This is a genomic window from Catonella morbi ATCC 51271, from assembly GCF_000160035.2.
In the GTDB taxonomy this organism is placed as follows: domain Bacteria; phylum Bacillota; class Clostridia; order Lachnospirales; family Lachnospiraceae; genus Catonella; species Catonella morbi.
In genome coordinates this window covers 212,035-233,921 of sequence record NZ_KI535370.1, presented here as the reverse complement: position 1 = coordinate 233,921, position 21,887 = coordinate 212,035, and the positions used below count along the sequence as shown (strand labels likewise).

General features: G+C 38.9%; 18 protein-coding genes. 17 read left to right on the top strand and 1 reads right to left on the bottom strand.

What is annotated here, in order from left to right; all coding sequences use genetic code 11:
* The first annotated feature begins 65 nt into the window (after positions 1-65).
* The 10 genes from GCWU000282_RS13825 to GCWU000282_RS13770 all read left to right on the top strand — a co-directional run bounded on the left by GCWU000282_RS13825 (position 66) and on the right by GCWU000282_RS13770 (position 12,051).
* On the top strand, positions 66-1,577 hold the full coding sequence (locus GCWU000282_RS13825; protein ID WP_035041150.1) for a BCCT family transporter: 1,512 nt from the start codon (positions 66-68) through the stop codon (positions 1,575-1,577).
* Positions 1,578-1,768: 191 nt separating this feature from the next.
* Complete coding sequence (locus GCWU000282_RS13820; RefSeq protein WP_023355785.1) at positions 1,769-2,716, top strand: NAD(P)/FAD-dependent oxidoreductase; 948 nt, start codon at positions 1,769-1,771, stop codon at positions 2,714-2,716.
* 51 nt (positions 2,717-2,767) lie between these two features.
* Positions 2,768-3,091, top strand: coding sequence for a thioredoxin TrxA (gene trxA / locus GCWU000282_RS13815; RefSeq protein ID WP_023355784.1), 324 nt, complete (start codon positions 2,768-2,770; stop codon positions 3,089-3,091).
* Between the two features lie 179 nt (positions 3,092-3,270).
* A complete protein-coding gene (gene grdA / locus GCWU000282_RS13805; RefSeq protein WP_084295400.1) occupies positions 3,271-3,744 on the top strand; it encodes a glycine/sarcosine/betaine reductase complex selenoprotein A in 474 nt (157 codons plus the stop codon).
* 183 nt (positions 3,745-3,927) lie between these two features.
* On the top strand, positions 3,928-5,463 hold the full coding sequence (gene grdC, locus GCWU000282_RS13800) for a glycine/sarcosine/betaine reductase complex component C subunit beta (protein WP_023355781.1): 1,536 nt from the start codon (positions 3,928-3,930) through the stop codon (positions 5,461-5,463).
* 21 nt (positions 5,464-5,484) lie between these two features.
* A complete protein-coding gene (gene grdD / locus GCWU000282_RS13795) occupies positions 5,485-6,642 on the top strand; it encodes a glycine/sarcosine/betaine reductase complex component C subunit alpha (protein ID WP_023355780.1) in 1,158 nt (385 codons plus the stop codon).
* Positions 6,643-6,814: 172 nt separating this feature from the next.
* Positions 6,815-7,204, top strand: coding sequence for a GrdX family protein (locus GCWU000282_RS13790; protein WP_023355779.1), 390 nt, complete (start codon positions 6,815-6,817; stop codon positions 7,202-7,204).
* Between the two features lie 660 nt (positions 7,205-7,864).
* Positions 7,865-9,145: a glycine/sarcosine/betaine reductase component B subunit gene (locus GCWU000282_RS13785; protein WP_023355778.1), complete on the top strand. Its 1,281-nt coding sequence runs from the start codon at positions 7,865-7,867 to the stop codon at positions 9,143-9,145.
* A 10-nt stretch (positions 9,146-9,155) separates the two neighbouring features.
* A complete protein-coding gene (gene grdB, locus GCWU000282_RS13780) occupies positions 9,156-10,469 on the top strand; it encodes a glycine reductase complex selenoprotein B (RefSeq protein WP_084295399.1) in 1,314 nt (437 codons plus the stop codon).
* A 196-nt stretch (positions 10,470-10,665) separates the two neighbouring features.
* Complete coding sequence (locus GCWU000282_RS13770) at positions 10,666-12,051, top strand: alanine/glycine:cation symporter family protein (protein ID WP_035041273.1); 1,386 nt, start codon at positions 10,666-10,668, stop codon at positions 12,049-12,051.
* A gap of 477 nt (positions 12,052-12,528) precedes the next feature.
* On the opposite strand, the gene GCWU000282_RS13765 is transcribed toward GCWU000282_RS13770, so the two are convergent.
* Positions 12,529-13,845 carry an IS110 family RNA-guided transposase gene (locus tag GCWU000282_RS13765; protein ID WP_035041144.1) on the bottom strand — a complete coding sequence of 439 codons (1,317 nt, stop codon included), beginning with the start codon at positions 13,843-13,845 and terminating at the stop codon, positions 12,529-12,531.
* A gap of 364 nt (positions 13,846-14,209) precedes the next feature.
* On the opposite strand from GCWU000282_RS13765, the gene selD reads away from it, so the two are divergent.
* From selD to GCWU000282_RS13730, 7 genes are all read left to right on the top strand, one after another.
* On the top strand, positions 14,210-15,256 hold the full coding sequence (gene selD, locus GCWU000282_RS13760) for a selenide, water dikinase SelD (RefSeq protein WP_084295398.1): 1,047 nt from the start codon (positions 14,210-14,212) through the stop codon (positions 15,254-15,256).
* Positions 15,257-15,316: 60 nt separating this feature from the next.
* Positions 15,317-16,711 (top strand): L-seryl-tRNA(Sec) selenium transferase, encoded by a 1,395-nt coding sequence (selA, locus tag GCWU000282_RS13755; protein ID WP_035041141.1) that lies wholly within the window; start codon positions 15,317-15,319, stop codon positions 16,709-16,711.
* Positions 16,711-18,630: a selenocysteine-specific translation elongation factor gene (gene selB / locus GCWU000282_RS13750; protein ID WP_023355771.1), complete on the top strand. Its 1,920-nt coding sequence runs from the start codon at positions 16,711-16,713 to the stop codon at positions 18,628-18,630. Before selA ends, selB begins: the two co-directional genes overlap by 1 nt.
* Positions 18,630-19,550 (top strand): selenium metabolism-associated LysR family transcriptional regulator, encoded by a 921-nt coding sequence (locus GCWU000282_RS13745; RefSeq protein ID WP_023355770.1) that lies wholly within the window; start codon positions 18,630-18,632, stop codon positions 19,548-19,550. The genes selB and GCWU000282_RS13745 overlap by 1 nt, the downstream gene beginning before the upstream one ends.
* A gap of 325 nt (positions 19,551-19,875) precedes the next feature.
* Positions 19,876-20,493, top strand: a complete 618-nt coding sequence (locus tag GCWU000282_RS13740; protein WP_051384203.1) for a GDSL-type esterase/lipase family protein — start codon at positions 19,876-19,878, stop codon at positions 20,491-20,493.
* Positions 20,494-20,578: 85 nt separating this feature from the next.
* On the top strand, positions 20,579-21,217 hold the full coding sequence (locus tag GCWU000282_RS13735; protein WP_035041138.1) for a Fic family protein: 639 nt from the start codon (positions 20,579-20,581) through the stop codon (positions 21,215-21,217).
* 42 nt (positions 21,218-21,259) lie between these two features.
* Positions 21,260-21,637, top strand: a complete 378-nt coding sequence (locus GCWU000282_RS13730; protein ID WP_023355767.1) for a hypothetical protein — start codon at positions 21,260-21,262, stop codon at positions 21,635-21,637.
* Positions 21,638-21,887 lie beyond the last annotated feature (250 nt).

Below are 21,887 nucleotides of genomic sequence, written 5' to 3'. Positions count from 1 at the left end.
CAAATGGGGTGGTCTTTTGTTATAAAATATATAGTTGGATTAATGATTTCAACGGAGGGAAACATATGGGGACAAATAAAAAAAATAATACAGTATTTATATTTTCAATTATTCTTGCTGTTATAGTCGCCGGATGGGCAGTTAAATTCAGTAAAAATTTTGAAGCGGTTTCAGGTGCGGCTTTTGCATTTTTAACCAATGACTTTGCCTGGCTTTATCTTTTTGTAGTCTTGGCATTTGTAGCTTTTTTACTTTTTATAGCATTCAGTAAGTACGGAAATATTAAACTTGGTGCAGACGATTCCAAACCTGATTATTCAACACTTTCCTGGTTTGCAATGCTATTTGGCTGTGGCATGGGTGTCGGTCTTGTGTTCTACGGAGTGGCAGAACCTGTATCGCATTTCGTAAGCCCTCCGGCAGGATCGGGTATTGAAGCGGGTACACAGGAAGCTGCGGAGTTTGCAATGCGTTCTTCATTTATGCACTGGGGGTTTGAGCCTTGGGCATGTTATGCGATAGTTGGTCTTGCACTTGCCTACTTTATGTTCAGAAGAAATAAAGAAGGTCTGCTAAGTACGGTTTTAGAGCCGCTTATTGGCGAAAAACAGGTGAATGGTACATCGGGAAAGATAGTTGATATACTTGCAACATTTGCTACGCTTGCCGGTGTTGTTACCTCTCTTGGACTTGGAACAATGCAGATAAGTAGCGGACTTAATTATTTGTTCGGTATTCCTTCTATATTGGTAGTGTATATAGCTATTATAGTTATTATCACTATAATTGTAGTGTGGTCAGCAATGTCAGGTATAGGCAAAGGTATAAAGATAATATCGGATGCTAACCTTTATATAGCTTTAGGGTTTATGATTATTGCTTTTATAGTTGGGCCTAAAGTTCCTATCTTAAATGATTTGGTAAATTCACTTGGGCAGTACTTACAGAATTTTGTTCAGGACAGTCTTACAGTTCATCCTTTTGGGGATAACAGTTGGGTAGCGAGCTGGAGAGTGTATTATTGGGCATGGTTTATAGCTTGGGGACCATTTGTAGGTGTATTTATCGCACGTATTTCTAAGGGGAGAACTATACGAGAGTTTATTATGGGTGTTATGCTCGCTCCTGCCCTTGCATCATTTGTGTGGTTCTCTATTTTTGGAACGCTCGGACTTAATCTTGGAATTAACGGAACACTTTCGATGGAAGAAATGGGTGAAATAGCAGCAAATCCATCGGTAGGACTTTTTGTGGTATTTAGCAAATATCCGCTCGGGTTAGTGCTTTCGATTATTGCTATTGTACTTCTTTGCACCTTCTTTATTACATCTGCAAACTCAGGTACCTTTGTATTATCTATGCTTACCTCTAACGGTAATTTGAATCCTCCGCAGCGCAATAAGATAATATGGGGTGTACTTCAGGCAGCCACAGCCATAGGGCTCCTTAGGGCGGGTGGTCTTAAACCGTTACAGACAATATCCATCGTTGCAGCGTTCCCATTTATATTCATAATGGTAATGACAGCAATTTCTACAATAAAAGCACTGAAAAATGATGAAAAACTGAAAAAATAGATAGAATATTTAAAAAGTATTTTACAAATATAGTAGATATGTTGTATAATGATAGATGCGTGACATTATAGATTTTGTCAATGGCTAAAACTTGCAAAATATTGCAATCTTATGCGAAGTTTTGCAAGTTTTTGCAAAAAAACCGGTTTAATCTCTAAATTAGATTAAATAAGAAAAAAGGAGCGTGAACTATGAGTAAGCTGTATGATGTAATTATTCTTGGGGCAGGACCCGGTGGACTTGCGGCCGGTCTTTACAGTGGTAGAGCCAGACTTTCTACTCTTATTATCGAAAAGGGTAGCGATGGCGGACAGATAGCAATCACAGATGAGATTGAGAACTATCCGGGACAGGTGCTGGAAAATGAAAGTGGTCCATCACTTATTGCAAGAATGACCAAACAGTGTGAACACTTTGGCTGCGAGCGTGTAAGCGATACAGTAGTTTCTGTTGAGCTTAAGGGAGATGTTAAGAAGGTTACCTGTAATAACGGTACTTACGAGGGTAAGACAGTTATAATTGCAACAGGTGCTTATCCAAGACCGATTGGCTGTGAAGGCGAGAAAGAGTTTGCAAGCAAGGGCGTGTCATATTGTGCTACCTGTGATGCCAACTTCTTTGAAGGCTTTGATGTATATGTAGTCGGCGGTGGTGATTCTGCTGTTGAAGAGGCTATGTATCTTACCAAATTTGCCAGAAACGTAACCATTATCCACAGAAGAAATGAACTTAGAGCAGCCAAGTCCATTCAGGAGAAAGCTTTCAAGGTTCCTAATCTTCACTTTATGTGGGACAGTGCCGTTACAAAGCTTTATGGCGATGGCATTCTTTCAGAAATGGATGTTAAGAATGTAAAGACGGGTGAGATTACTCACATTGTAGCAAATGAAGAGGATGGAATGTTTGGTCTTTTCGGTTTCATCGGAAGAATTCCTAACTCTGATATTTTTAAGGATACAGGTCTTGAACTTGATGACAGAGGTTACTTCATTACTGATGACAATATGTGTACCAATATTCCCGGTGTATATGTAGTCGGTGATATAAGAGTAAAAGAGCTTCGCCAGGTAGTTACAGCAGCAGCGGACGGCGCTATTGCAGCAACAATGGCAGATAAGTTTGTACACGGACTTATCTAATGATACATATGTAAATCATTTTATAAAATATATTTTCAGGAGGAAATAAATATGTTAGAAGTAAATAAGGAAACATTTGGACCGGAGGTACTTGAGGCTGAAGGATATGTATTTGTAGATTTTTACGGTGATGGTTGTGTACCTTGTCAGGCACTTATGCCTTTCGTACATGGTCTTGCTGATGAATTTGAAGGAAAGCTTAAATTCTGCGCACTCAATACTACACAGGCTCGTCGTCTTGCTATCGGACAGAAGATTTTAGGACTTCCTGTAATGGCTATCTATAAAGGTGGCGAGAAGGTTGAGGAGCTTGCTAAAGACGACTGTACAGAGCCTGCTATCAAGGCTATGGTTGAGAAGTATGCAGCTATGTAATTAAAATGCAAAAAAATCTAAAATATTAGGTTTCTTTGCAAAAAAATTAACAATAATCGCGATAACTTGCTAGAGTATTGCAAAAAATTTATAACTGTGATAAACTTCAATATGTAAAGAAATGACGTTTAAAGCATGAGCTTTGACGATATATTCAAACACTTTGAAAGGAGAATATGATGGCTATCTTAAAAGACAAAAAGGTAGTAATCATCGGCGATCGTGACGGTGTACCGGGTCCTGCAATCAGTGCCTGTGTAGAGTCTGCCGGTGGTGAAGTAATTTTTGCATCTACTGAGTGCTTCGTTTGAACGAGCGCAGGTGCAATGGATCTTGAAAACCAGAAAAGAGTAAAGGAATTTGCTGAGAAATACGGTCCTGAGAATGTAGTAGTAATTCTCGGTGCTGCAGAGGGTGAGGCTTCAGGCCTTGCTGCTGAAACCGTTACAGCAGGTGATCCTACTTTTGCAGGTCCATTGACAGGAGTTCAGCTTGGACTCACAGTATACCATATTTGCGAACCAGAGATTAAAGCAGAAGTTGATGAGAGCGTTTATGACGATCAGGTTAGTATGATGGAAATGGTTCTTGATGTTGACGGAATCATTGAAGAGATGACTAATATCAGAAACGAGTATTGCAAATATTTATAATTTGTAATTAAACAGAGGTGGCGATGGGGGTTAACTGCCTCATCGCCTTTCCTTTTGTGTTGTTAAATTGCTTCACAGAATATTCTACAAAGTAACAAAGAAAATAACATTTGGGGGATATTGATAGATTCATTATAACCAAGTGCTTAGAAGGTAAAATACTAATAAAACGAGGTGGAAAGTATGAACAGTATTATTAAAGGAACAGGTTATGCACTTGCGCATACACCAAGCATGATAATTCACAATGGTTCTACAGCTGTAACAGAGAAGATTGTTAACCCTGATTCAGAATTCTTAAAGGGTGTACCAAGTCATCTCAGAAGCTATCAGGATGTTGTTGATTATTGGCCAAATCAGGTTTACATTGGCAATGCTACACCTGCTCAGTTCAGAGAGGTAGAATTCCCTTACTTTGACAAGAAGATGGCAGGCGCTGAAAGATATGGTAAGTTTGGTGAGATTATGCCTGAGGCAGAGTTCCTTCTTTTAGTTCAGGCCAGTGATGTATTTGAAGTAGTTATGCTTGAGAAAGGCTTTGTAGCAGCTCATAAGGCTGAGTTAGCGGCAGATCCTGTTATTACAGAAGATATAATGGCAAGAGTTCACGAAGGTTTCGAGATTTCAGAAATCGAGCAGTTCGTTAATAATGACGGTGCAGAAGGTCTTTATCATGAAGATAAGCTTGTAGGTTGCGTTAAGCGTGCTCACGATATCGACGTAAACCTTTCAGCTGAGGTTATGCACGAGAACCTTGTAAATAAGGCTTCAAGTGTTCTTGCTGTACTTCACTCACTTAAGAGCACAGGCGTAGCTAAAGAAGATGTTGAATACGTTATCGATTGTTCAGAAGAGGCTTGTGGTGATGTTAACCAGCGTGGTGGCGGTAACTTTGCAAAGGCTGTTGCTGAAATAGCAGGTCTTGTAAATGCTACAGGTTCAGATGCAAGAGGTTTCTGTGCAGGTCCTGCACATGCTCTTATTGAGGCGGCTTCACTTGTTAAGGCAGGTGCTTATAAGACAGTTGCTGTAATTGGTGGTGGCTGCGTACCTAAGCTCGGTATGAACGGTAAGGATCATGTAAAGAAGGATGTTCCTCTTCTTGAGGATTGTATAGCTTCATTCTGTATCCTCATTGCTGAGAATGACGGAGTTAGTCCTGAGATTAACCTTGACATCATCGGACGTCATACAGTTGGTACAGGTTCAGCTCCTCAGAACGTAATCGGAAGCCTGGTGGCAGATCCGCTTGAAAGAGTGGGACTTAAGATTACTGATATAGATAAATTTGCTACAGAAATGCAGAACCCTGATATTACTAAGCCTGCAGGAGCAGGAGATGTTCCTGAGGCTAACTATAAGATGATAGCAGCTCTTGCTGTTAAGAAGGGACAGATCGAAAGAACTGAAATCCCTGCTTTCATTGAGAAGCATGGTCTTGTAGGCTTTGCTCCTACACAAGGACATATACCTTCAGGAGCTCCATATATCGGATTTGCCAGAGAAGATATCTTAGCAGGTAACATAAAGAAAGCTATGATAGTTGGCAAGGGCTCACTCTTCCTTGGAAGAATGACAAATCTTTTCGATGGTGTTTCGTTCGTAATTCAGGCTAATACTTCTGCTGACAGCAAAGAAAGCGGAGTATCAGAGGAAGAAGTAAAGGGACTTATAGCTAAGGCTATGAAAGAGTTTGCAGCATCTTTAGTAACAGAATAATCTGAGGAAGGTGGAAATGTAATGGGAAAAGGAATTGAAAAGATAATTGCCGATACCTTCCTTGAAATGGCTGAAGGCCTTGAAACAGGAAGCTTCGGTAAGAGACCTAAAATTGCACTTACAGGTATGGGTTCTGAGCATGGCGAAGAGACTACCATGAAAGCTGCGGTTGAGGCTGCGAGAGACGGAATTGATGTTTATTACATCGGTACTCTTGAGGCAGAAGGAGTTACTACTGTTAAGGTTAGTAACGATGAAGAAGGACATGATAAAATGGATGAAATGCTTGCATCAGGAGAAATTGACGGTGCGGTTACCATGCATTATCCATTTCCGATAGGTGTATCTACAGTAGGTCGTGCTGTTACTCCGGGTGTTGGTAAGGAATTATTCATTGCCAATACTACAGGTACTTCAAGTACAGACCGTATTGAAGGTATGATAAAGAATGCTATCTATGGTATTATAACTGCTAAGGCTTGCGGAGTTAAAGAGCCTACAATCGGTATTCTTAATGTAGATGGTGCAAGACAGACTGAAAAAGAGCTTAAGAGACTTCAGGAAGGTGGTTATGACATTCGTTTCACAGAGTCAAGCAGATCTGACGGTGGCTGTGTAATGAGAGGTAATGACGTACTTAGAGCTACTCCTGACATTATGGTTATGGACTCGCTTACAGGAAATGTTATGAGCAAGATGCTTTCTTCTTTCACAACAGGAGGAAGCTATGAGGCGACAGGTTTTGGATATGGTCCGGGTATAGGTGAAGGTTATAAGAACCTTGTTATGATTATTTCCCGTGCATCCGGTACTCCTGTTATTGCAAACGCTATCCGTTATGCTGCACAGCTTGTAAGAGGAAAAGTGTTTGATGTAGCTGATGCTGAATTTAAGGCTGCAAAGAAGGCAGGTCTTGATAAGATATTGGCTGAGCTTAAGGCAGCCCGTGAGAAGAGTGCTGCACCTAGTGAAGATGTTAAAGAGCCACCAAAGGAAATCGTTACTGCTCAGATTCCGGGTGTTGAAGTTATGGATCTTGAGGATGCTGTTAAGGTGCTTTGGAAAGAAAGTATCTATGCTGAGAGCGGTATGGGCTGTACAGGTCCTATTATCAGAGTTTCTGATGCAAATAAGGCTAAATCGGTTGAGATACTCAAAAAGGCCGGTTACGTAAGCTGACACAGGGAATCCTGAAAGCAGAATTTTTTCTTATATAATATTTAGCTACAGAATCTTTACCTTTAAGATAAAGATTCTGTGGCTAATATTTTGTTCCAAATTATTTCCGAAATATCAGGAATACATATGAATAAATGATTTGGTTTTATCATTATTGCTTAGGAGATTATAAATGAAGAAGAAGGAAGTTCTGATAGTCACCAATAATCCTTTGGTTAAAGAAAAGATTGGAGATAGCTATAACATTGATTTTATAGATGGCGGTATCCAGGATGTAATGGAAAAACTTAGAGATATGATACATAAAGGCTCAAAGCTACTTACACATCCGCTGTCGGGAAGTGTAAAACCCGGACAGACTCCGTATAAGTCGGTTATGATTCATGTTGTTGAGGGTAATGTAGATGCAGACTCTTTGCTGATGATAGAAGATGCTATAGATAATTGTAAAAAGTTCGTGAAAAGAGTTGATGAGTTTAGAGAAGGCACAGATGAAGACAAACGTTTCATTGATTTCACACTTATTTCAAGTGGGATAGAGTCATTTGAAGCATTAAAATAATTATAAATAATCCAAGAACTATTAAGATATAATCTTATTAGAACTTGGATTATTTTTTTGTTTAATAGGAAATTTCTTCGAAATTTCCTATTAAACAAAAATCTCTCCGAGGCATGCACAGCTCGCGGTAGGGAAGTTTGCCTTGCGTCGCCGCCCGCGTGCGAAGTGTGTGCAGGCACACACTTTATTGTAAACAAAACTAAGTCGATTTTATACTTTTGATGTCTATATTGTTAAATTCAAAAAAATTGCAAATGTTACCGCGATTTAGTGCAAAAAATACAATTATCAGACAATGACAAAAATAACTAATAATAAAACCTTAAAAAGTAACAATATAAGCCTTTGTGCAATATTTAAAATAAGCGCGCTTATGAACGCGATAACATTTGAAAAAGTATCAGATATATAGAAAGTGCAAAAATTAATGAAATATTAGATTACAATTTTAGTGGAACATGATATAATAGGGAAGGTTTCAAATAGGAAATTATTATTTATTTTTCCTATAAATGATTTGGATGACAGAGTTAAAATTTAAGTTATTAAAATATAAAAATTATAAATTTTTTATTATAATTTAGCAGTAAAATGTACTTAAAAGTTCCGTCATTTGAATTGTTTGAAAATAATACACAATATAATTAGGAGGTATGAGTTGTGAAACTGGAACTTGGAAAGATTTTTATCAAAGACATCCAATTTGCAACAACGTCAAAGATTGAAGACGGAGTTCTCTATGTGAACAAAGAAGAACTTATCAAAATAGTTCTTGAGCAGGAGAAACTTAAATGCGCAGACTTTGACATTGCTAAACCGGGCGAATCCGTAAGAATTACCCCTGTTAAGGACGTAATTGAGCCTAGAGTAAAAGTAGAAGGAACCGGAGGCATCTTCCCGGGCGTTGTAGCTCCTGTAGATACCGTTGGTTCCGGAAAGACATATTGCCTTAAGGATATGGCAGTAGTTACCTGTGGACCTATCGTTGGTTTCCAGGAAGGTATTATCGATATGACAGGCCTTGGAGCACAGTATACACCATATTCAAAACTGCTTAACCTTTGCCTTATCTGTGAAGGTGTTGACGGAGTTGCTCCTCATGATTATGAGCACGCAGTTCGTATGGCAGGTCTTAATGTAGCTGCATACATCGGTGAACTTGCAAGAAACCTCACGCCCGATGAGACTGTAGTATATGAAGCTCCTACACTTAAAGAAGGCTTTGAAAAGTTCCCGGGACTTCCAAGAGTCGGCTATGTACAGATGCTTCAGAGCCAGGGGCTTCTTCATGATACCTATGTATATGGCGTAGATGCTAAGAAGATTCTTCCTACAGTACTTTATCCTACAGAGGATATGGACGGTGCTATTATTTCCGGTAACTGTGTTTCTTCTTGTGATAAGAACCAGACTTATGCACATCAGAATAACCCTGTTATCGAAGATTTATATGCTGAGCATGGAAAGACAATTAACTTTGTAGCTCATATCATTACAAACGAAAACGTTTATCTTGCTGATAAACAGCGTTCTTCAAACCAGACAGCAAAGCTTTGCGAGATGCTTGGACTTGATGCAGTTATAATCTCTGAGGAAGGTTTTGGTAACCCTGATACCGACCTCATCATGAACTGCACAAAGATTGAGGCTAAGGGAATTAAGACAGTTATTATTACCGATGAGTATGCGGGACGTGACGGTAAGTCACAGTCACTTGCAGATGCAAATGTAGCTGCAAATGCACTTGTAACCGGTGGTAATGCTAACCAGGTTGTTATTCTTCCTAAGCTTGATAAGGTTATCGGTACTCTTGCTTATGTAAACAAGATTGCAGGTGCTAACGAGCATACACTTAGAGAAGACGGTACACTTGAAGTTGAGCTTCAGGTAATTACCGGAGCAACAAACGAAATGGGCTTTAATACACTTAGTGCGAGATAAGGAGAAAATCATGGCAAAACTTAGAGTTGTTCATTATATCAACCAGTTCTTTGCACAGATTGGTGGCGAGGAAAAGGCTGATTATGCAGCTGAACTCCGCGTAGGAGAAAAAGTAGGTCCCGGTATGGCGCTTGCTGCAGAGTTTGGCGAAGAAGCAGAAATAGTTGCTACTGTTATCTGCGGAGACAGTTATTTCAATGAAAATCTTGATAAGGCTAAGGCTGAGATTATCGAGATGGTTAAATCACAGAATCCTGATTTATTTATAGCCGGTCCTGCATTTAACGCCGGTCGTTACGGTGTTGCTTGTGCAACTATCGCAGCAGCAATCAAAGAAGAATTAAATATACCTGTAGTTACCGGTATGTATGAGGAAAATCCCGGTGTAGATATGTTTAAGAATCAGGTATATATCGTATCTACCAAGAATAACGCAGCAGGTATGAGAGATGCGGTTAAAAAGATGGCACCTCTTGCACTTAAGCTTGCTAAGGGAGAGACTGTAGGTGCATCTATAGAAGAAGGATACTTCAACCAGAATCAGCGTGTAAACTTCTTCGAGTCAAAGAGAGGCTCAAAGAGAGCGGTTGAAATGCTTCTTAAAAAGATTGCTGACAAGCCGTTTACAACAGAGTATCCAATGCCTGTATTTGACAGAGTTGAGCCGGGTAAGGCTATTAAGGATATGAGCAAGGCCACTATAGCAGTAGTTACATCAGGCGGTATTGTACCTAAAGGAAATCCGGATCATATTGAAAGTTCAAATGCTTCTAAGTATGGTACTTACAGTATGAAGGGACTTAACAGTCTTGATAGTACAAATTCAGAGACTGCACATGGCGGATATGACCCTGTATACGCTAATGAACTTGCAGATCGTGTAGTTCCTCTTGATGTACTTCGCGATATGGAGAAAGAGGGAGTTATCGGTAAACTTCATGAGTTCTACTATTCAACAGTTGGTAACGGAACTGCAGTTGCTTCTGCTAAGAAGTTTGGTGAGGAAATCGGTCAGACTCTTCTTGCTGCCGGAGTAGATGCTGTAATTCTGACCAGTACGTGAGGCACCTGTACACGTTGCGGTGCAACGATGGTAAAAGCTATTGAAGCAACAGGAATTCCTGTAGTTCATATTTGTACAGTTACACCTATTTCACTTACTGTTGGTGCAAACAGAATAGTTCCTGCTGTTGCTATTCCTCATCCACTTGGTAATCCTGCATTACCTGCAGATGAAGAAAAAGAACTTCGTCGCAGAATAGTTCAGAAAGCTCTTGATGCTCTCTGCACAGAGGTTGACAAGCAGACAGTTTTTGATAAATAAGGTTTAGTTTTGGTATCCCTCCACAAGGCTAAACTTGTGGAGGGGTAGTATTATTAATGAAATGCCCGGTTTAATTTATAATTTCAAGTTATGGTTGAAACTTTGAAATAATTAACTATTTGAGGAGGGAAAGGGTATGACAGGTTTAACAAAGTTTTTTGTAATGGCTTTAGACGCAGCGACAGAGCCAAGTGCAATGGATCAGGCTGCTAAAGTGGTTGATGACATTAGCGGATTTGTGTGGAATAACATTCTGCTTTTCGTTCTTCTTGGAGCAGGTCTTTATTTTACTATAAGAACAGGTTTTGTTCAGATTCGCCATTTTGGAAGAGGCTGGAACAGAGTGTTCGGTGATTTCTCTCTTAGCGGCTCTAAAGCCGGTAAAGATGGTATGAGTTCTTTCCAGGCACTTGCAACAGCTATAGCGGCACAGGTTGGAACCGGAAATATTGCCGGTTGTGCTACAGCTATAGTAGGTGGTGGTCCGGGAGCAATCTTCTGGATGTGGCTTGCAGCCTTCTTTGGTATGGCGACAATCTACGGAGAAGCTTGTCTTGCGCAGGCGACCAAGATAACAGACAAGAATGGCGAAGTTACAGGTGGACCGGTTTACTATATTACCAAGGCATTTAAGGGTGGTTTTGGTAAGTTTATGGCAGGTTTCTTTTCGATAGCAATTATTCTTGCACTTGGCTTTATGGGTAATATGGTGCAGTCTAATTCTATCAGTGCTGCATTCGAGACAGCTTTTGGAATACCTACTTGGATAGTTGGTATTGCAGTTGCGATTATAGCAGCTTTCATTTTCCTGGGTGGTATCAGCCGTATCGCATCTTTTACAGAGAAGTGTGTACCTATAATGGCAGCACTCTATCTCTTAGGAGGTCTTATTATCCTTATAATTAACATTAAGAATGTACCCGGAGCTTTTGCTTCTATCTTTGCAGGAGCATTTACACCGGAGGCAATAGTTGGCGGTACAGCAGGTATTGCAATTAAAGAAGCAATCAGAAAGGGTGTAGCAAGAGGTCTCTTCTCTAATGAGGCAGGTATGGGTTCTACACCACATGCACATGCTATCGCTAAGGTTGATAAGCCGCAGGAACAGGGCGAAGTAGCCATGATTGGTGTATTTATTGATACTTTTGTAGTACTTACAATGACAGCACTTGTAATCCTTTCAACAGGGGTACTCCAGAAAGGTACTGCTTTTGGTTTTGGTACAGATAACAAGGATTTTACCGGTACAGTAGTAGCACAGGTAGCTTTTGAGCATGGTTTTGGTGGCATCGGTCCTAAGTTCGTAGCACTTTGCTTATTGTTCTTTGCATTCTCAACAATCATAGGATGGTACTTCTTTGCAAGACAGAACATTAAGTATCTTTTTGGTGACAAAGCTATAATTCCATTTACACTTATAGTTGTAGCTTGTGTTTTCTGTGGTTCACTTCTTAAGGTAGAACTTGTTTGGAATCTTTCAGACCTTTTCAATGCTCTGATGGTTCTTCCAAACATACTTGCTCTTCTCTTCTTAGGTGGTGTAATAGCTAAGTTTGCTAAGGGTGAAAATGTTAAGTTGTAAATATACTTAACACAAGAGTTTTAGTGATAGAGCTTCTTTGTTTTACAATTATATATGTTTTACTTATGGCAGAGGTTGAGAATTCAACCTCTGTTATTTTAGCTTAATAGGAAATTCAGACGAGATGAATAGCTCGTTTATGCCCCTATTCTTTTAACTGTTAAATTAATAACAATAAATCCATACTTATTCTGCAAAAACTTTGCAAAATTGTGTTATGCTTGAAAAGTAAGACCTCTATATAGTATAATTAATCCGTATTTGTACAAAAAATTACTTATAAATTTAACTTTGATAATTTATACAGACATTAGCCTATAAAGTAGTTAATATTGCAGACTTTAATTGTAATATTAGAAATTAACAACTATAAAAGTCCAGCTAATAAATGTCAATACCTAAAAGGGAAAAATCTTATTTTTTATTTTAGGTAAAAAAGGACAGACTACCCCCTTGGTGCAGATGGCATTGAAAAAATTATGCAGCTGTATTACTCTTTGAAGAGTTGTATTGCCTGATGTGCTCTTGTGGAGTGATGATTTCAAAAGGTTTACCATCCCTTAGTATAGCAAAAATCATGTTGCATACTTTGTGAGATACAGCTCCCATTGCCACAAGCTTTGGCTTTGATTCGCATTTTTTGAGGTAATACTCTCTTAAAACGGGGTTTTTAGCATTGCCATTCCTTGCAGGGCTTATACTCTGGAGTGTCAGCACATGAATTACTCTCCTTGCTATTGCAGAGCCACGCTTTGACATTTTAACCTTTGTTCCTTCGAACTTGCCTGACTGTTTGACTGCCGGATCAAGACCAAAGTAGGCAAAAAGCTGTTTTGGCTTTTTGAAAGCAGAGAAGTCACCAATTTCAGACATCAGAGATATAGCTGATAAGAACCCTGCTCCTTTAAAGGTTTCAATCAGCTTTAACTGCCTGACAAACTCGGTATCTTCATTGGCTTTTACAAGCTGTTTCATTGTCTCAAGCAATCTGGATATTTCTTCATCGTACTTACGGATGAAGCTAATGTAGAGACGGATGCGGATTGTGTTGCTGCAGGATATACAGCCGAACTTGTTCGCATCATTTGCAGCTTTGATTATGGCATTATACTTATCTTTAGCATATATAAGACCAAAACGTGCTGTAGACTTTATGATTCCGATTACTTCCTGCTCATCCGCCTCTATAAAGGCCTTCGGTGATGTGTATGTCTCAAGCAGAACTAGAGAGGTGTTAACGGTTACCTTTGAAAATACACCTATGTACTGTGGAAATGCCATACGGAGTTCACCTTGCAGCTTATTGACATAAGCAGAACGGGAGTCCATAAGCGAATAGTATTCACGACAGAGGTTTCTACAGTTAAGGGCTAGCTCAGAAGGCATAATCGAAACCTTAAGGTCAGGCTTCAAACCAACTAAAGCAGCTTTTTTTGAATCAAAACGGTCATTATGTACTTTTCTTATGTTAATATTTGTGCTATTCTTAGTAATGATAGGATTTATAACGGAGCAGTTAAAACCCTTATCACGAAGATAGCAGAAAAGTGGGTAATGATAAATTCCCGTGGATTCGAGGAAAATGCGGGTTTCCAGAGAATACAGCTTTTCTGCTTCTTTTATTTTAAAGACAGCTGATTCAAGGGACTCCATGCAGTTATGAATGATTTTGTAAGGTTTTCCTATAAACTGCTGGTTTGGAAGTGCAATTGACATCCAGGAAAAATCCGCTCCGACATCAATACCGACAGAGATAAATAAATCATCGGAGTTAAAAACAATATTGCTTGTCATAAGTACAAGCTCCTTTCTGATAGGAATCCATTTCCAATACGGCAGGTACACAACCTAGCGTGTTATTCAGGTATAGCCTTAAAGGCTCCCAACCAGCTAAAACATAAAACCCTGTCGAATGGACTAATTGACTTTACTACAGGTATATGCTGACAGTTCAGCATCCCAAGGAGGTAGCCATTCTTTGTCCTATCCTAAGAGATAATACCTTATGTTTTGTCTTATGTCTATCGGAAGCCATCAGGCAAGATAAAATTTATGATAACATCTGATGAAGGTAGAATGCCTTCTTCTGTTATACATATAGAAATTTGTTAATCAAATAGTCTTGATTGACTATACCATTATTATACTAGGAGGTAGCATGAGTAAAGAAAATGTAAAATTAACATCTTTAACCAAGGCTTCCGGGTGAGCGGCAAAAATAGGTCCGGAAACCCTTGCTCAGGTTATGGGCAAGCTGCCAAAGTTAAAAAAAGATGAAAACCTGTTAGTAGGTCTTGATACCTCAGATGATGCTGCTGTGTATAAGGTAAGCGATGAAGTGGCTATTATACAGACACTTGATTTCTTCACTCCTGTAGTAGATGATCCGTATTTATTTGGACAGATAGCTGCAGCAAATGCTTTAAGTGATATATATGCTATGGGTGGAACTGCTAAGGTAGCTATGAATATAGTTGCATTTCCGAACTGCTTAGATTCCGGTATTCTTGGGGATATTATGAAGGGTGGAGCAGATAAGGTAGCAGAGTCTGATGCACTTTTGATAGGAGGGCATTCTATTCAAAATGATGTGCCTCTATATGGCTTAAGTGTAACAGGCTTCGTTCATCCTGAAAAAATACAGAAAAACTATGGAGCCAAAGAAGGGGATATTCTTATAATTACCAAGCAGATTGGTACAGGACTGGTAAGTACTGCTGCAAAGGTGGATATGGCTTCTAAAATAGCGGTTGATGAAGCTGTTAAAGTTATGACTACCCTTAACCGCAAGCCCAAGGAGGTTATGGATGCCTTCCCTGTACATGCCTGCACGGATATAACAGGCTTCGGACTTTTGGGACATAGTATAGAGATGGCTGAACCAAGCGGAGTCTCTTTTGAAATATTTGCCGATAAGATACCTTATGTAACAGATGCAAGAGATTTGGCTGAAATGGGCATGATACCTGCCGGAGCCTATAAGAATAAAGAATATTTCGGCTCTAAAGTTGATGTTACAGGTGTCAAAGAGGTATTTGCAGACTTGCTTTTTGATCCTCAGACTTCAGGTGGTCTTATGTATGCTGTAGAGGCCAAATATGGTGATGATATCATAAAAGCATTGAGAGAATCAGGGCTGGCTACCAAAGTAGCTGTAATCGGACAGGTTGTACCTAAGAAAGAAAAACTAATATATGTAAGATAATTCCCCGATTCTGGCAGAAAATTGTCGGATTTGGGCGGATTTTCTGCACAGGAGGGAAAAATGGACAAGAATTTATTGTATAGGAGTATACCGAAGGTGGATATACTCCTTGAAAAGGATGAAATCAAAGAGTTAATTTCAAATTACGGACATGAAATAGTGATGGATATAATAAGGGAGGAGACAGATAAACTCCGCCTTTTGATCGCTGAATCGGATAATGAAACAGAATTACAGTCAAAAATAGATAATCTTATAAAATCTATAGTTAAGGCCGCGACAAATCTTTTTAAACCTAAAGTAAGAAAAGTAATTAATGGCACAGGAACAATACTTCATACCAATCTTGGCCGAGCTCCGATAACAAGAACTCAGGCAGAAATACTTGCGGATATAGTTTGCGGCTATTCAAATCTTGAGTATAATCTTGAATCAGGCAAAAGAGGAGAACGTTATTCTCATTTTGAAAAGCTTTTATGTAGGATAACAGGGGCAGAAGCAGCTATGGTGGTAAATAACAATGCGGCTGCGGTTATGCTCATTCTCAGCACTATCGCAAAGGGCGGAGAAGTAATAGTATCCAGAGGTGAGCTGATAGAAATAGGCGGAAAGTTCAGAATACCAGATGTTATGGAGCAAAGCGGTGCTAAACTGGTTGAAGTAGGTACAACCAACAAAACACATTTTTCTGACTATGAAGATGCAATTACTGAAGATACTAAGGCTTTCCTTAAGGTGCACACAAGTAACTACAATATAGTAGGATTTACAGAAAGCGTGCTTGCTAAAGAATTAAAACCTTTGTCGGAGAAAACAGAAATCCCTATTATTGAAGATTTGGGAAGCGGTGTGCTTATCGACCTGGCTAAGTTTGGGCTTACACATGAGCCTACGGTTCAGGAAGCTATCGATGCGGGAGTGGATGTGGTATGTTTTAGCGGAGATAAGCTGCTTGGCGGACCACAGGCAGGTATTATAATAGGTAAGAAAAAATATATCAATATGATGAAGAAAAATCAGCTCACACGTGCACTTAGGGTGGATAAGTTCACAGTAACCGCACTTGAACTGGTATTACTTTCATATTTAAATGAAGAGAAGGCTATAACTGAAATTCCTGTGCTTAAGATGATTAGTGAAAGCTATGAATCTGTTAAGGAAAGGGCTGAAAAATTAGCTGAAATACTCAAAGATAAATGTAAAAATACAGAAATAACTATTGGTGACTGCGAGTCTCAGGTGGGCGGAGGTTCTCTGCCTCTTGAAAGAATCAAAAGTGTATCCGTAGTTATTAAACCTAATAATATAAGTGTCAGCGCATTAGAAGAAATGATGCATGGCTTTGAACCTGCAATAGTTGCAAGAACAGCAGAGGATGCAATATGGATGGATGTACGCACCCTCTCTGATGAAGATTTTGATACTATTGGCAGTCTGTTTGGGGGTGTGTGCTGATGAAACACATTATTATCGGAACAGCAGGACATATTGACCATGGAAAGACTACACTTATACATGCGCTTACGGGAAGAAATACCGACAGGCTGAAAGAAGAACAGAAACGCGGAATAACTATAGAGCTCGGCTTTACCTGGTTTGACCTTAAAGACCATACCAGATGCGGTATTATAGATGTACCGGGACATGAGAAATTCATCAACAACATGGTTGCGGGAGTTGTTGGTATGGATCTTGTGCTTATGGTAGTGGCGGCTGATGAAGGAATAATGCCACAGACTAAGGAACATCTTGATATTTTAGGACTTCTTGGAATAGAAAAAACTATATTGGTGTTAAATAAATGCGATACGGTTGATGAAGAATGGCTTAGTATGATGGAAGAGGATGTAAAGGAAGAACTAAAGGGAACCATCATGGAAGGCGCTCCTGTAGCCAAGGTATCGGCTATGACAGGAGAAGGAATAGAAGAGCTTAAAGAACTTATATTAAAGATGGTAAAAGACGATGTGCCGGAAAAGGATGTAAACAGCATACCACGACTTCCTGTTGATCGTGTATTTTCTATGCCGGGTTTTGGAACCGTAGTTACAGGAACTCTTCTTTCAGGCTCTATAAGCAAGAACGATGTGTTGGAAGTCTTTCCTGTAGGCAAGGAATGTAAAATCAGAACCATTCAGGTGCATGAGACAAATCAGGAAAAATGTGAAGCGGGTCAGCGTGTGGCATTAAATCTTTCTAATATTCATAAGGATGAGATTCACAGAGGCTGTGTGATTGCTCCGATTGGAAGCATGGAAAATTCACGTCTTATGGATGTTAAACTGACAGTGCTTAAGGATTCTAAAAGGAATATTAAAAACAGAGACAGACTGCATCTTTTCACAGGTACAAGTGAAATACTCTGCAGGGCAATTCTTCTTGATAAAGATGAACTTGAACCGGGAGATACGGGACTTGCCGAACTTTTATTGGAAGAAGAACTTGCCACAAAGAGGGGGGACAGATTTATTGTGCGTTTCTATAGTCCGCTTGAGACTATAGGCGGAGGCGTGGTCTTAGAGCCAAATCCACGCAAGAAGAAACGTTTTAGTGAAGATGCAATAGAAGAACTGCTTAAAAAAGAATCAGGCTCACTTGCGGATGTATGTGAGTTGAATATAAGGGCAGAGACTGAAGATTTAATTACTCTTAAAGACCTTGCAAAGAATATGTCTCATTCTGCGGAAGAACTTCGCCCTTATTTAGACGAGCTGAGAGATTCGGGAGTAATATTTGAATTTCCTAAGAATAAAGACATATTTTACTGGCATAGGGACAATGCCTTCATAGTTTCTCAGGAAATTACAAGGGATTTGAAGAAGTTCTATGAGAAATACCCATACAGGGCAGGTATAAAGAAGGCGGAAATACATTCTACATATATGAAGAAGGTGAAGATGAATGTATTTGAAGAATGCATGAATAAACTCATATCAGAGAACTTAATTGAGGTAAGAAATGAGTATGTCTGCCTGCCGGGTTATGAAATAAACAAGGATGAGACCTACCTTTCTATAGAAAAGCTGCTTACGGATACTTTTGAAACTGCAGGATATGCCTTTCTTAGATTTTCGGAAATAGATAAGAAGAAGTATCCTGATGAAGTGGTTATGGATGTACTCAGAGTGATGATGGATGAAGGAAAAGCTGTTAAAGTTGGAATCGAACTTGAAATGTACACTATGAAACACTTTATGGATGTGGCGGAAGAAAAAGTGAGGGAACATTTTAAAACTAATGAAATTATTACTATTTCAGAAGTAAGAGAAATGTTTGAAACAAGCAGAAAATGTGCTAAGCCGATAATAGAATATATGGATGTTATCAAGGTAACAAAGAAGGTTGGTGCAGAAACAGAAAGGGTGGCGTACTAATGACATTAAAACAGTTGGAAGCATTTGTAAGAATTGCAAATAATAAAAGCTTTACACTCGCAGCTAAGGAACTGTTTATTACGCAGCCTACTGTGAGTGCATATATTAACAATCTGGAGGAAGAGCTTGGAGCAAGGCTCTTTGACAGAACCACAAAGGAAGTTCAGCTCTCGGAAGAGGGTGACAGCATATATCTTTATGCGAAAGAAATGCTTGAACTTGCAGATAAAATACAGAGTTCATTTTCTGTTGAAGAAGATGAGAATAAATTAAGACAGGTGGTTATTTCAACATCTTCCATACCGGGACAGTTTCTTGTACCTGAGATTCTGTCAGCTTTTAAGAAGAAATTTCCTGAGGTTGATTTTAAGGTAAGAGAAACTGACAGTGAGGGTGTGGTAGAGGATATTACCAATCATATGGCAGATATAGGGCTTGCGGGAACAGAGATTAGTACAAACAAGTGTAATTTCATACCTTTTTATGATGATGAACTTATCCTGGTTACTGAGAATTCCGAAAAATACAGGAAGATAAAAGAAACAGCAACCAATCTTGACTGGATAAAAAATGAAGACTTCATTATGAGGGAAAGCGGTTCGGGTACAAGGAGAGAGGCCGTGAAACTCCTTGAGAGCCATGGGATATCACAAAATGAGCTTAAGATAAGTGCTACTTTCGGAAAGACAGTAACAGTGGTAAATTCAGTCATAAACGGACTTGGAATAGCTATGATGTCAAGACTTGCCGTAACAGGAGAGATAGATAGAGGGGAACTTCTTGAATTTAAGCTCAGTAAAGATGGCGGCTACAGAAAGCTTTACATGGTAACAGAAAAGAAAAACAAGATATCTGATGGATGTAAGGATATCATGGGAATAGTTGCAAAACTTTACAAAGTAAATATTAAAGAACTATAGTACGGATATAATCCCAAATTATTCATGAAACATTTGGTAAAATATTATGATGTGGGTGTCAAAAGTATTTGATACCCATTGATACAGGATTGCTACGGCTTCACTTCTCAGGGTCCTTACAAAAATATTGGTAATCCGCTCTTTTTTTGAAAAAATGGCTACTTACTCATATCTTTTGATACTTGTATCATAATATTTTACGGGTGTTTGGAAAACCTAACATAGTTATAGAACGTAAATGTTTCCTGCGAATATATCACATGGATTAACAGGTCTATGATTATGACATGAATAATTTGGGATAATTTTATTTATGGAGGAAAGTATGAAAAAATGTTTATTTTATGGGGACTCAAATACTTACGGAGTGGATATTGCAGGAGGACACAGTGGGGCAAGGTATCCTGAAAATGTAAGATTTACAGGGATTTTACAGGAAAGCCTGAAAGATGAATGGGAGTTTGTAGTAGAGGCAAAGGTAGGAAGATGTATACCCTCTATGGAATTTGAAATTGAGGAGTTTGAGAAAATACTTGAGAATGCAGGTGAAATAGATTTATTAGCTATTATGCTTGGCACCAATGATTATCTAAGCCATAGCAAGCCTGATTCTAAGAGGGTAGCAGACAGGATGAGAGATTTAATAAACAAGCTGCTTGAAAAAGAAGTCTACAGTAGCGGAAAAACAAGAATATTGCTTATAGCTCCGCCTAAACTTGACTTTACAGGGGATCGGTATTATGAGAAATTCAGTACTTTAGATGGAGGATTATCTAAGGCTTTAGAGGAGGTGGCTAAGGAAGAGGACTTGTATTTTGCGGATGCCGGAAGTCTTGATTTACCTGTAGGGAAGGATGGAATCCATATGACAGTAGAGGCACAGAAGCCTTTGGCAGAGTATTTGGTGGGAGTATTTAAAGGATTGAAGGTGCATAAAGCTTAGTTTACAATGAAGACAGGATAATTGCAGAAAAATAAAATCTGATATATTAAAGATATGAAAGAGTAAAGAAAATTAGGAGATGAATATGGATAAAAAGGCTAATATTTTTTTAGCGAAAAAGCTGTTTGCAGAGCTGGTTTTTAATACTGCTTACATCGAGGGTGTAAATGTTACATTTCCACAGACGCAGGCCATTATCGATGGTGCGATAGTAAATAATGTACCGGTATCTGACATTCAGACAGTATTAAACTTAAGAGATGCATGGAAATTTATGTTAGATACCCTTGATGAGCCACTTACATTAGAATATATATGTAAGATAAACAGCCTGGTCTCCAGAAATGAAAGCTTAGAATGGGGAGTGCTTAGAAGCGGCACCATAGGTGTAGGAGGAACGGATTATCTCCCGCCGGTTCCCGATAAAGCCGAAGTAGAAAAGAGAATAGAAGAAATAAATAATATTCCGGATATCTATGAAAGGGCGATAGAATATTTTTGCTGTTCGGTAAGAGGACAGCTTTTCTGGGATGGAAATAAGAGGACTTCAACGATAGTAGCAAGCAAAATACTGATAAGTGAGGGTAAAGGAGTACTGACCATAGGAAAGAAGGAAGCTTTAAGCTTTAATGAAGCACTTTTACATTTTTATGATACCGCTGACAGCAGTCTGCTAAAAGAATGTCTTATGGGATGTATAAAAGGGGGAAACGGTGGCTTGTAATAACAAAAGAGCCATCTCATTTCTATTACCGGGGGTATAAGTATGAGGAGTATACAAAAATGTAAATTTACAGATAATCCAAATTATATACTCAAAAATATAAGAGAAACACTGGGAATTGAAAGCAGTGTAGTTTATGAAGGAATATGCAGTGAAGCTGCTTATGAAAGATATGAAACCGGAGAAAATGAATTAAACCTTATAAGGCTCTTTCAGTTAACTGATTTTAAAACAGCTGTGAAAAAGGATATTAGGACTGTTGGAGGATATAATGGCAGAACAAAGAAATATACTAAAGGGGTGTTGCTTATTCAATATATGAGCCAAGGAATCACTTTCTATGAAGTTAAAACATGGAATAACTCAACTATGTATGGACCAAAAGGCTGGACAGGAACTTGGACTATAAAGTATAACTAGTGTATTGACATATTGATATTTAACAAAATACTTCTGGCTATTTTTGCCGTTTTATGATAAAATAAAAGAAACGGCGGTGATTTATATGGCAAGACCAAAAAAGTATAAAATCGAACTTACGGATAACGAATTAAAAATCTTAAAATCTGTCATCCGAAAAAACAAAACATCCAAAACAATTCGATGCAGATGCCAGATCATTATTGATTTGGATGAAGTACACGGGAAAGTGTTTACCTATGAACAATCC

Coding starts and splice junctions, on each gene's coding strand:
- GCWU000282_RS13735 (WP_035041138.1), top strand. CDS start 20,579: ATGGATAAAAAGGCTAATATTTTTTTAGCGAAAAAGCTGTTTGCAGAG.
- grdD (WP_023355780.1), top strand. CDS start 5,485: ATGGGAAAAGGAATTGAAAAGATAATTGCCGATACCTTCCTTGAAATG.
- GCWU000282_RS13730 (WP_023355767.1), top strand. CDS start 21,260: ATGAGGAGTATACAAAAATGTAAATTTACAGATAATCCAAATTATATA.
- trxA (WP_023355784.1), top strand. CDS start 2,768: ATGTTAGAAGTAAATAAGGAAACATTTGGACCGGAGGTACTTGAGGCT.
- selB (WP_023355771.1), top strand. CDS start 16,711: ATGAAACACATTATTATCGGAACAGCAGGACATATTGACCATGGAAAG.
- selA (WP_035041141.1), top strand. CDS start 15,317: ATGGACAAGAATTTATTGTATAGGAGTATACCGAAGGTGGATATACTC.
- GCWU000282_RS13825 (WP_035041150.1), top strand. CDS start 66: ATGGGGACAAATAAAAAAAATAATACAGTATTTATATTTTCAATTATT.
- GCWU000282_RS13745 (WP_023355770.1), top strand. CDS start 18,630: ATGACATTAAAACAGTTGGAAGCATTTGTAAGAATTGCAAATAATAAA.
- GCWU000282_RS13790 (WP_023355779.1), top strand. CDS start 6,815: ATGAAGAAGAAGGAAGTTCTGATAGTCACCAATAATCCTTTGGTTAAA.
- GCWU000282_RS13765 (WP_035041144.1), bottom strand. CDS start 13,845: ATGACAAGCAATATTGTTTTTAACTCCGATGATTTATTTATCTCTGTC.
- GCWU000282_RS13770 (WP_035041273.1), top strand. CDS start 10,666: ATGGATCAGGCTGCTAAAGTGGTTGATGACATTAGCGGATTTGTGTGG.
- grdC (WP_023355781.1), top strand. CDS start 3,928: ATGAACAGTATTATTAAAGGAACAGGTTATGCACTTGCGCATACACCA.
- GCWU000282_RS13820 (WP_023355785.1), top strand. CDS start 1,769: ATGAGTAAGCTGTATGATGTAATTATTCTTGGGGCAGGACCCGGTGGA.
- GCWU000282_RS13740 (WP_051384203.1), top strand. CDS start 19,876: ATGAAAAAATGTTTATTTTATGGGGACTCAAATACTTACGGAGTGGAT.